The organism is Candidatus Aminicenantes bacterium, from assembly GCA_026393795.1.
In the GTDB taxonomy this organism is placed as follows: Bacteria; Acidobacteriota; Aminicenantia; order UBA2199; family UBA2199; genus UBA2199.
Genome location: JAPKZL010000108.1, coordinates 1 through 10,113, shown reverse-complemented (window position 1 = coordinate 10,113; position 10,113 = coordinate 1). Strand labels below are relative to the sequence as shown.

The 10,113-nt window shown below is 59.0% G+C and carries 9 protein-coding genes; 8 read left to right on the top strand and 1 reads right to left on the bottom strand.

The window, feature by feature from the left end; genetic code table 11:
- From NTW95_05375 to NTW95_05360, 4 genes are all read left to right on the top strand, one after another.
- Positions 1-706: type I restriction enzyme HsdR N-terminal domain-containing protein (locus NTW95_05375; GenBank protein MCX6556850.1), on the top strand; the 706-nt coding region annotated here is incomplete at its 5' end.
- 114 nt (positions 707-820) lie between these two features.
- Positions 821-1,375 carry an ATP-binding protein gene (locus NTW95_05370; protein MCX6556849.1) on the top strand — a complete coding sequence of 185 codons (555 nt, stop codon included), beginning with the start codon at positions 821-823 and terminating at the stop codon, positions 1,373-1,375.
- A gap of 60 nt (positions 1,376-1,435) precedes the next feature.
- Complete coding sequence (locus NTW95_05365; GenBank protein MCX6556848.1) at positions 1,436-1,915, top strand: cyclic nucleotide-binding domain-containing protein; 480 nt, start codon at positions 1,436-1,438, stop codon at positions 1,913-1,915.
- Positions 1,906-3,585 carry a glycosyltransferase family 39 protein gene (locus tag NTW95_05360; GenBank protein ID MCX6556847.1) on the top strand — a complete coding sequence of 560 codons (1,680 nt, stop codon included), beginning with the start codon at positions 1,906-1,908 and terminating at the stop codon, positions 3,583-3,585. The genes NTW95_05365 and NTW95_05360 overlap by 10 nt, the downstream gene beginning before the upstream one ends.
- Positions 3,586-3,618: 33 nt before the next feature.
- On the opposite strand, the gene NTW95_05355 is transcribed toward NTW95_05360, so the two are convergent.
- Complete coding sequence (locus NTW95_05355) at positions 3,619-5,931, bottom strand: hypothetical protein (GenBank protein ID MCX6556846.1); 2,313 nt, start codon at positions 5,929-5,931, stop codon at positions 3,619-3,621.
- Between the two features lie 261 nt (positions 5,932-6,192).
- Here NTW95_05355 and NTW95_05350 point away from each other — a divergent pair, with 261 nt between their 5' ends.
- The 4 genes from NTW95_05350 to NTW95_05335 all read left to right on the top strand — a co-directional run.
- Positions 6,193-7,503 (top strand): hypothetical protein, encoded by a 1,311-nt coding sequence (locus NTW95_05350; GenBank protein MCX6556845.1) that lies wholly within the window; start codon positions 6,193-6,195, stop codon positions 7,501-7,503.
- A 10-nt stretch (positions 7,504-7,513) separates the two neighbouring features.
- A complete protein-coding gene (locus NTW95_05345; protein MCX6556844.1) occupies positions 7,514-8,839 on the top strand; it encodes a DUF1493 family protein in 1,326 nt (441 codons plus the stop codon).
- A gap of 6 nt (positions 8,840-8,845) precedes the next feature.
- The gene (locus tag NTW95_05340) at positions 8,846-9,202 is read left to right on the top strand and encodes a YraN family protein (protein MCX6556843.1); all 357 of its coding nucleotides are present in this window, start codon (positions 8,846-8,848) and stop codon (positions 9,200-9,202) included.
- Positions 9,203-9,205: 3 nt separating this feature from the next.
- The coding region (locus tag NTW95_05335) for a DUF4931 domain-containing protein (protein ID MCX6556842.1) at positions 9,206-10,113 on the top strand (908 nt) is incomplete at its 3' end.

Sequence of the window (10,113 nt, the reverse complement as noted above, 5' to 3'; positions counted from 1 at the left end):
ATTCGCCGTTCGTGGGACCTATTGCGACTTGGCTATTAAACTCAATAACAAGATCGAATTCCTTATCGAAATAAAAGCAATCGGTCTCAGCCTCAAGGAAGCCCATCTACGTCAAGCCATTGAGTATGGTGCCAATAGTGGGGCCCAATGGATTATTCTCACAAGTGGGCTAGTATGGCAACTCTATAAGCTCCGGTTTGAGAAGCCAATAAAATGGGATTTTATTTCCGAGTTCACATTCGATGAACTCGACGCAAAGAATGAAGAGCACCTGGAAAGACTCTTCATTCTCTGCAAAGAAGGTTTGGCCAAAGAAGCCCGCGAGGATTTTCACAAAAAGATTCTCACGATCAACCGATTTATTCTGGGTGCCCTTATACTCTCCGATGAATTAGTTGGCTCCCTTCGTCGCGAATTGAGAAAGCTCTCAGATGGTGTGAACATATCACCAGAAGAGATTACAAAAGTTCTAAGTAATGAGGTGTTAAAGCGAGACGTTCTTGATGGAGAAGAAGCAGCAAAGGCCCAGACCCGAGTCCGTCGTTTTTACGGAAAAACAACAAGACGGCCACGGGAATCTTTAGAAAATAAGCCAAGTGACGAGTCTGACGAACCAAAAGAACCGGAAGCCCAACAAAACATACAAACCGAATTGCTAGACGAGGATAAAACTGCTGGGGACGGGCTTCCAGTTTCCAAACCTTGAAAACATTTTAAAAAACGCTGCACTATATATTATGAGAAAACCAGCCTGGTTTGCGTCTCTATTGCGTATACAGAAAACCCCGAAAGCCTTGTATTTACTGGCTTTTATGTAATCATGGTTGAAGATATCTGCTTCCACCTGATCGACCTGGTGCAAAATTCGGTCGCCGCCGGCGCCGGCCAGATCCGCCTGGACATCGTCGAATCGAAGGATCGGGACAGCCTGAACGTGCAGGTGGCGGACAACGGCCGGGGCATGGACGAACAGACGCTGGAAAAGGTCCAGGACCCGTTTTTCACCACCAAGAGCTTCAAGAAGGTCGGGCTGGGCATCCCGCTGCTCAAGGCCACCGCCCAGGTCTGCCGGGGCGATTTTTCCATCCGCAGCGCGGTCGGCCGCGGCACCGAGGTCAGGGCCAGCATGCAGCGCAGCCACCTGGACTGCCCGCCCCTGGGCAACCTGGAGGAAACGCTGCTCTCGCTGCTGGTGAGCCTGGACACGACCGATCTCCATTTCAGCTACCGCAGCGAAAGGGGCGAGTTCGCCATCTCCACCAGCGCCGTCCGCGAGCAGGTCGGCGACCTGCATTTTTCCCATCCCGACGTCTACGGCTTCCTGCGCCGCTACATCCATGAAGGGCTGGAGCCCATCCTGGCGCCAGCGGATTGACGTGAAACGGGCCCGCGCCGCGTGTTCAAAAACCGGGTTGACTATGCTACAATAGCCGCCATGGAAGATATCAAGGACATCATCGCCGAAATTTTCATAAAACTCAGCCTGTTCAACCAACTGAGCATGACGGCCGTCCGGGAACTGGCCGCTCTGGCCGAGGAGCGCATCTTCCACCAGGGGGACACGATTTTCGAGGAGAGCACCACCGGCAAATCGCTGATGATCATCGTGTCGGGCGAAGTACGCATCACCCAGAAGGCCAAGATCAGCGGCGAGGAAACCCTGTCCGTGTTGAAAAAAGGCGATTTTTTCGGTGAGATGGCGTTGCTCGAGGACCTGCCGCGCAGCGCCACCGCCATCGCCCACAGCGACACCTTCATGCTCGAGATCAGCCGCGAGAATTTCCTGCTCTTCATCGAGAAAGACCCGGCCAGCGGCGCGAAGATACTGTTTATCCTGGCCAAGATCCTTTCGGCGCGCCTGCGCGAAGCCGACGTCAAGATCAAGGCCTTCGTCAATCTCAGCCAGTGGATCTGAAACCCGAGGCTCCCACCGCGAGCAACGCCCGCCGGGCCGTTTGGGCGAGAAGGCTCGCCCTGGCCTTGCTGCTGATCGGCGCTGCCCTGCTGCGGCTGCAGCACATCAAAGCCGATCCGCCCCTGATCATGCCGCAGATTTCGGGAAGCGCCGGCATCTATTTTGACGAGGGGATCTACTCGCACAACGCCCGCAACAAGGTCCTGTTCGGAAAATGGATCACCGACGAGTGGAACCCGATGGTCTACAACGCCCCCCTGACCATGATCTATTACCTGGGCTTCCAAATCTTCGGCATCTCCATCGTCACGGTCAAGGCGATCAACATCCTCTTCGGCCTGCTGGGGATATTCCTTTTCCATGCCGGCTTGCGATGCTATCTGCGACCGGGCCAGGCGCTGGCCCTGACCTGCCTTTTCGCCTTCGATTTCTACAGCCTAATGTACAGCCGCATCGGTTTGCTTGAAAATTTTTCGGCCTTCGGCTTCCTGCTGGGCTTCTATCTGTTCATGCGCCCCGAGGAGGAACGCTGGCCCCTGTTTTGCCTCGGCCTGACCGCCGCCGTCGCCGCCCTGTCCAAGTATCTGTTCGCCTATTTCCTGATCTCGACCCTGCTGGCCGTAGCCTACCGGGCCTGGCGCCGCGCCGATCCCCGCACGTTTGTCGTCTTCCTGGCCGGCGTGCTGACGGCGGCGCTGCCGTGGTTTTTCGGCATTTATCTCCCCTTCCGCTCGACCTTCAGCAAGATCGGCAGCGGTTGGGGCATGCTCTCCCTTCCCCGCTCTCTCGCGCAAGCGCTCGCCAACCTCTGGCACAACCCGCTACCGCGTTATCTCCAGCTGATGCCGGTCGCGGGCCTCCTGTTCGTTCTTTTCGGCGCCTGGGCCCTCTTGAAGATCGTCCGGGCGCGGAGCTACGGCCGGGCGTGCGGCCATGGCCATGCCGTTGACCTCGACCTGTTCGTCTTCTTCTGGATCATCGGCGCCATGCTGACCATGGGGCTGCTGAATTACCGCCCGCTGCGCTATTACCTGCCGCTGCTGCCGGCAGTTTACCTGGCCGTTTCGCTCCTGCTCAGGGACCGTGAGTGGATCGCCAGCCAGCATCGGCTCTTCTGGCCGCTGGCCCTTGTCCCGGCCGGGCTGTTCTTTCCGTTTTTCCATTCCCAGGCCGTCGGCAATCCCTTTTTCCGTGTTTTTCCCCTCGCTTTGCGCCTCCTGATCATTCCGGCCGCGGCGGCGATCATGATCTATTTTACAAGCGCCCGTGCCGTTTGGAGAAGGTCGGCGGCGGTATTTGTCTTCGCGGTGATGCTGGCCGGATCGCTGTTTCTCTATGACAGCCAGTTCTATCGCCGGCCCTCCTTTCGCCTGGAAGCCGCCTCGCGTTTCATGGCCACGCTGCCCGCCGGCTCGGTCGTCCTGGGCCAGGAAGCGCCCAGGCTCACCCTGGGCACGAATCTCAGAGCCGTCCTGTCCTATGAAAATTGGTTCAACGACCGCGATCCCTTCCGCCGCTACGCTCCCGACTATGTCCTGGCCCTGGACCGCTTCAACGATGCCGAATTGGGCTGGATCAAGCGCCGCTTTCCCGATGTTGCCGCCCACTTCAGGCTGCTGCGCGCCTTCCCGGTCTGGGACACGACCGTCTCCCTGTACCAGGTAAAATAGAATGTCCTTCTGCCCCTACCCTAAAATCGGGCCCTACGCCGTCACTGCTTTTCCCGCCCGGGCGCTGAAAAAGGCGGCTGCCAGGTAGGCCAGCGCGGCCAGGATGAGCACGACGGTGAAATCCCAGTTGATGGAAACGATCACGGCCATGATCGAACCCAGGACGGTGGCGAACGAATTCGCCCCCCAGGCCCAGCCGATCATCCCTTTGTCCGCCGCTCCCAAGCGGCGGATGCCCTCGGGGAAGAAAGCGCCCATGAAAAAGCCGGCCAGGGAAATCAGCCCGAAGCTGACCAGGATGCGCCAGAAAAAACCCAGGAATATCACCCGGTTGAGGATGGGGAAAAGGGCGAAGCCGTAGAAGCCGAGGAGCAAGGCCAGGAAAAGGGCGAAGGACGGGATCATGCGCGTACCGAAGGGACGGAAAGCGCGCGCCGTCAGCAGGCTGCCGAGCCCGGAGGAGACCAGCAGCGAGAAGATGATGATCGATATCGAAATGGCGGGGCTGCCGAGATAGAGCTGGAATATCTTGATGAAAATGATCTCGACCATGATGAAGGCCAGGCCGATGAAGAAGAAATAGAAGATGAGCGGCTTCTGGCCCGGGCCGGCGCGTTTGCGGCGCAGGGGCAGGTAGATGAACAGGAACGAAAAGAGCACCGACAGGGAAAGGATGGACAGGTAGATGGAATTGGAATAGACGATGGCCGAGCGCACGACGTCCTCGCCGATGCCCTTGATCAGCATGTTGCGGAAGCGGAACTGGCCGATGCGGTTCGGCTGGTTGAAATAGGGAGAACGGTCGTAGACCGGCGCGATGTTGACCGAGGAGTGGCGCACGGTCCGGTCAAGGTCGTCGATCATGTGGTAGTAGAGGTTATTCAGCCGCAGGTCGGGCGAATAGACGATGTCGTCGGCAGAGGCGACCGAGCTTTTCAGGATGTCGTAATCGCGGGGAGTGAACGCCCCCTTCTTGAGGAAAAAGAAGTTGAAGCCGCCGCGGTGCTGGGCAACGAAAAACTTCTCCTCGGGGTGCTCCACCCCCATCTCCTTCAAGGCCTGCAGGGCCGTTGCGAACAGCCGCTCGCCGTTCCAGTGTACGATGTAGACCAACCCCTCATCCTCCAGGTGCTCCCAGTAGTCCTTGAAGCTCTCCACCGTGTAGATGTAGGTTTCTGAGATGCTCAGCGCCCCGGAGAGGAGCGAGTCGGGGTTGTGCGAATTGACCATCTGGATGACATCGAACTTGCGCCGCAAGCGTTTGAGGACGCTGCGTCCCTCGTCGGCGACAAGGTCCACCTGCGGCATATGGAAGATCCGCCCGGTGTAGTCGGCGTACTCCTTCTTGAGCAGCGAGCAGATGACCGGGTCCATCTCGATGGCCACGATGTAGCGGAAGTTGTGCGAGAGGGCGCAAAGGACCTCGTAGCCGCCGGCCGAGCCGATGATGACCGCCGTGCCGTTGCGGGCGACCTGGTACGGCAGCGAGGCGGGATCCCACTCGATTTTTTCCAGCTTGGAAAGGTCGCCGTCGAACTTCATGATGAACGACATCATCGTGCCGCCGTTGATCCAGATGACCTTGCGGATGTTCAGCCACGGGGCGACGTCGATCTTGTCGATGGTGCTCCACTTGCTGTACTCGATGCGCTTGTTCTTCAGCTGGGCATTGTACTGGCGCTTGTCCGATTCGCGCGTCGGGATGATGGGAAAGACCGTCGCCTCGAACACGAAGGCGGCGGCGAAGGCGGCGATCAGGAGGCCGAAGACGGTGATGCGGATGGGTTTTCGCGCCGGGGCGATGAAAAACCACGCCAGCGTGAGCAGGCAGAAGAGGAGGATCAGGATGCGGTTGGGCCCCAACCAGGGGATGAGCGGGATGATGGCCAGCGAACCGAGGCTGGCCCCGACCAGGTCAATGAAATAGAGGCGGCCGATGCTCTCGGAATAGGCGGAAAAGAACAGGGCCAGCACCACGCCGCCGAAGAAGAAAGGCATGAGCAGGACGAGGAAATTGAGGACCAGGAAGAGGAAGTTCTGCATCGGGTTAAAGAGCTTGAGGAAGTCAATGGTAAACACCAGGGTCGCCTTGTAGGCCAGCGGGAAAGAGACAATGAAAAGCAGGAGGAAGCGCGAAAGCAACGACGCCTGGTCCTGGCGCTGGGACAGCTTGCGCACGGCCAGGAAAACGCCGCTCAGGCCGTAGCCGAAAAGGGCCAGCGATATGATAAGAAAGGCGAACTGCCCGAAATAGACAACGGAGAAGACGCGGGTCAGGAGCACTTCGGCCAGCATGGTGGTGAAAGTGACGGCAAATATAGTGAACAGCAACTTCCAGCGCTGCATTGATTCCTCCAAAACAAGAGCCCGCATTATAGCATCCTAGGCGCCGACGGTCAATTAAGAACCTGGCGCCACGCCGAGGGTCAATTGAGTTCTCGGCGCCGCGTTGACCGTCAATTTCGATTTCCGCGCCGCGCCGCCGCGCGGTGCGAGCCGGCGTGGCCGTGATCAAACCGTTTGGCGGCCGACTTCCGGGAACGATTGACTAAAGCGGCGGAATTTGCTAGAGTATGATTTTGGCCGAAAACCGTCAACGGAAATAGAATGAAAAAAATTATCGGGATCCGCCGCGAAGACAAGAACGAATGGGAAAAACGGGTGCCGCTGGTCCCCGCCGACGTGCGCTGGCTCAGGGAAACGCACGGCATTCACACCATCATCCAGCCGTCCTTGATCCGGATCTTCAGCGACGAGGAATACCGCCAGGCCGGAGCGGAGGTCAGCGAGGACCTGGGCCGGGCCGAGGTCGTTTACGCCGTCAAGGAGATCCCGGTCGAGCTGTTCCAGAAAAAAAAGACCTATGTCTTTTTTTCGCACACCATCAAGGGCCAGCATCACAACCTGCCGATGCTGAAAACCATGGTCGATTTGAAATGCAACCTGATCGACTACGAGCGGGTCATCGACGAAAAGAACCAGCGCCTGATTTTTTTCGGCCGCTACGCCGGGCTGGCGGGCATGCTCGACACGCTGCACGGCTACGGCCAGAAGCTGCTGCAAAGCGGCCTGCCGACGCCGTTTGCCGCGATCAAGCAGGCCTACCAGTACGAATCGCTGGAAGCGGCCAAGCAAGCCGTCGCTGCCGTCGGCCGGGAGATCGACCGCGACGGCTTTCCCGCGGACCTATGCCCGCTGGTGGTCGGTTTTGCCGGCTACGGCAACGTGTCGCGCGGCGCCCAGGAAATCTTCGACCTGCTGCCCTACAAGATCCTTTCCGCCGAGGCGCTGACCGAAATGGCCGAAAACTTCAGCAACGACAACCTGAACCTGTTCAAGGTGGTTTTCAGCGAGGATGACATTGTCCGGCCGCTGAACGGGGCGTTCGAGCTGCAGGACTATTACGCCCATCCGGAAAAATACGAATCCAAGTTCGAAAACTACCTGCCCCTGCTCTCCATCCTGGTCAACTGCATCTATTGGACCCCGAAATACCCGCGCCTGGTGCGCAAGGAATACCTGAAGACGCGCACCATCCTGGAATCCAACCTCACGCTGCAGGTCATCGGCGACATCAGCTGCGACATCGACGGCTCGATCGAGATCACCAACCAGGCCACAAAACCCGATGCCGCCTATTACACCTATTTCGCCGAGAACGACCGCTTTGCCGCCGGCATCGACCCGCTCGGAGTGACGGTCATGGCCGTGGACAACCTGCCTTGCGAATTTTCGCGCGAATCCTCGGCCGAGTTTTCGTCGGTCTTGCGCGAATTCGTCGCCGCCATCAGCCATACCGATTTCCACAAAGCCGGCGTGGCCGCGCAGCTGCCGTATGCCGTGCGCCAGGCGCTGATCCTGCAGCATGGAAGTTTCTGCCCCGATTACCGATACATGAACGATTTCCTAAAAAAATAGGAGGCACGCGATGAAAAAAATCCTGGTTCTCGGCGCCGGCCTGGTGAGCAGGCCAGGAGTCAGCTACTTGCTGGAGCAAAAGAATTTGACGGTCACGGTGGCCTCGCGCACGGTGGCCAAGGCCGAAAAGCTGGTCAAGGGCCACGGCAACGGCCGCGCCGCGGCCATCGACGTGGAGAACAACCGCGAGCTGGCGGCGCTGATCAAGGACCATGACATCGTCATCAGCCTGCTGCCCTGGATCCACCACGTCAAGGTGGCCAACCTCTGCCTCGAGCACGGCAAGCACATGGTCACCACCTCCTACGTCAGCGAAGGGATGAAAAAACTCGACCCGGCGGTGCGGGAAAAGAAGCTCCTGTTCCTCAACGAGATGGGCGTCGATCCGGGCATCGACCACATGTCGGCCATGAAGATCATCCACAGCGTCCAGGCCGAGGGCGGGAAGATCATCCATTTCCATTCCTATTGCGGCGGACTGCCGGCCCCGGAAAACAACGACAACCCCTTCGGCTACAAGTTTTCCTGGAGCCCGCGCGGCGTGATCCTGGCCTCGCGCAATTCGGCCCGTTTCCTGGAGAACGGCAAGATCGTCGAGATCGAGGGCAAGGACCTCTTTTTGAACTATAAAGTGGAGGAGATCGAGGGGCTGGGAAAATTTGAAGTGTACCCCAACCGCGACTCGGTCCCCTACAAGGAGCTGTACGGCTTGAAGGACGCCCAGACGGTCATCCGCGGCACTTACCGCAACCTGGGCTGGTGCGACACCTTCAAGAAGATCGTCGACCTGGGACTTGTCGACGAAACGCCGATCCCCGACCTCAAGAAGAGCACCTTCAAAAAAATGATAGCCGATCTGATCGGCTCCCCGACTTCGCAGCAAGTGAAGGAAGAAACGGCAAAGAAGCTCGGCCTCGCGCCCGACTCCGAGATCATCAAGCGCTTCGAGTGGCTCGGCCTTTTCAGCGACGACGCGGTCGGCGATTTCGACAACCGCCTCGACGTGCTAAGCCAGCGCCTACAGGAAAAGCTGTTCTACAAGGAAGGTGAAAAGGACATGCTGATCTTGCGCCACCGCTTCCAGGTCAAGAACAAGGACAAGTCCAAGGACCTGATCACCTCCACCCTGATCGATTTCGGCATCCCCAACGGCGACACCTCCATGGCCCGCACCGTCAGCCTGCCGATGGCCATCGGCACCCGCCTGATCGCCGAGGACAAGATCGCGCTCAGGGGGGTGCTGGCCCCGGTCAACCCCGAGATCTACGAGCCGGTGCTGGCCGAACTGAAGACGCTGAATATCCATATGGTGGAGAAGAGGATCCACCTTAAATAAGAGGTCTTGGACAAGAAGACCATCGGTCAGAACGGCGAGCAAGCCGCCGCCGCCTTCCTCAAGAACAAGGGCTACAAGATCATCCAGCCCAACTACCGCGTCGCCGGCGCCGAGGTGGACCTGGTGGCCAGCATTGGCGACATCCTGTGCTTCGTCGAGGTCAAGACGCGCAAGACCAGCGACTTCGGCGCCCCCGAGGCGTTCGTCACCCGCCCCAAGCAGCTGAAGATCATCCGCGCCGCCCGCTTTTTCTCGGCGCGCAAGCCTTATCGCGATTTCCGCGTGCGCTTCGACGTGGTCTCGGTGCTGCGCCGCGACGACGGCTTCGTCTGCGATCATCTGGAAAACGCCTTCGAGGAGTGAGCGATGCCCGAACTGCGCAAGGACCCGATCACCGGAACCTGGGTGATCATTTCCGAGGAAAGGAAAAAAAGGCCCAAGTATTACCAGATCGTCGTCGACAAGGACATTTCCAAGCCGGAGAACTGCCCCTTCTGCCCCGGCAACGAGGCGATGACCCCGCCCGAAACCTTCGCCCTGCGCCCCGACCATTCCCGGGCCAACGAACGCGGCTGGAGCCTGCGCGTGGTGCCCAACAAGTTCCCGGCCCTGCGCATCGAGGGCGAGCTGCGCAAGAGCGGCGAAGGCTTCTACGACAAGATCAGCGGCATCGGCGCCCACGAGGTAATCATCGAAACGCCCGAGCACCCGGCCGAGCGCATCGACATCGACGGCAACCAGGTCAAGAACACCATGCTCGCCGCCAAGAGCCGCATCCTCGACCTGAAAAAGGACACCCGCTTCAAATACATCATGGTCTTCAAGAACTTCGGCCCGACCGCCGGCGCCACCCTCTCCCATTCCCACACCCAGCTCGTCGCCCTGCCGGTGGTGCCGCTGCGCGTCCAGGAGGAGATCGACGGCGCCCGCGCCCACTACGAAATGAAGGAACGCTGCATTTTCTGCGACATCATCCAATATGAAAGCGAGGCCGACCGCCGCCTGCTCGTGGAGAACGAGCATTTCATCGTCATGGCCCCTTATGCCCCGCGCTTTTCCTTCGAGCTGGCCGTCTATCCCAAGCGCCACAACCCGGCATTTGAAAGCACTCCCGACAACGAGCTGAACAGCCTGAGCACGATACTGGGCGATATCCTGGGCCGGGTGGGCCGTCTGCTGAGCCGGCCCGACTACAACCTGATCATCCACAACGCCCCGTGCCAGAACAGCGTCGGCGATTTCTTTCACTGGCACATCGAGTTCATGCCGGTCCT

Excerpts from the sequence above, each read along its gene's own strand:
- NTW95_05345 (MCX6556844.1), top strand. The coding sequence starts at position 7,514 with ATGAAAAAAATCCTGGTTCTCGGCGCCGGCCTGGTGAGCAGGCCAGGA.
- NTW95_05370 (MCX6556849.1), top strand. The coding sequence starts at position 821 with ATGGTTGAAGATATCTGCTTCCACCTGATCGACCTGGTGCAAAATTCG.
- NTW95_05355 (MCX6556846.1), bottom strand. The coding sequence starts at position 5,931 with ATGCAGCGCTGGAAGTTGCTGTTCACTATATTTGCCGTCACTTTCACC.
- NTW95_05365 (MCX6556848.1), top strand. The coding sequence starts at position 1,436 with ATGGAAGATATCAAGGACATCATCGCCGAAATTTTCATAAAACTCAGC.
- NTW95_05350 (MCX6556845.1), top strand. The coding sequence starts at position 6,193 with ATGAAAAAAATTATCGGGATCCGCCGCGAAGACAAGAACGAATGGGAA.